1 protein-coding gene is annotated in these 566 nt (G+C 47.7%); it reads right to left on the bottom strand.

Going from position 1 to position 566, the window contains the following annotated elements:
* Positions 1-566, bottom strand: a 566-nt coding sequence (locus QM877_RS10205; RefSeq protein ID WP_414318327.1) for an Ig-like domain-containing protein, incomplete at both ends; no start/stop codon positions are given.

Raw genomic sequence — 566 nt, 5'->3', positions numbered from 1 at the left:
GCTTCATCTCCAGCTTTAACTGGGTTCACACTTGGTGCTGATGGAGCTGTCTTATCATCGGCTTTCCCTACAGTTGCTGTAGTTGGTGCTGATGTGTTTTTAGCTGCGTCTGTTGCTGTTACAGTAACTTCGTCGTTTTCATTCAAGCCTGCGACTGGAATGCTGAAGCTTCCGTCTTCACCAGCTGTCGCTGATTTCTTAGCTCCGCCTGGAAGAGTAACTTCTACAGTTGAACCTGGCTCAGCTTTACCTGTGATTGCTTCATCTCCAGCTTTAACTGGGTTCACACTTGGTGCTGATGGAGCTGTCTTATCATCGGCTTTCCCTACAGTTGCTGTAGTTGGTGCTGATGTGTTTTTAGCTGCGTCTGTTGCTGTTACAGTAACTTCGTCGTTTTCATTCAAGCCTGAGACTGGAATGCTGAAGCTTCCGTCTTCACCAGCTGTCGCTGATTTCTTAGCTCCGCCTGGAAGAGTAACTTCTACAGTTGAACCTGGCTCAGCTTTACCTGTGATTGCTTCATCTCCAGCTTTAACTGGGTTCACACTTGGTGCTGATGGAGCTGT

It is taken from the genome of Streptococcus infantis (assembly GCF_047463655.1).
GTDB classification, from domain to species: domain Bacteria; phylum Bacillota; class Bacilli; order Lactobacillales; family Streptococcaceae; genus Streptococcus; species Streptococcus infantis_Z.
Note: the sequence above shows the minus strand (reverse complement) of the source record. Positions and strands in the feature narration are given on the sequence as shown.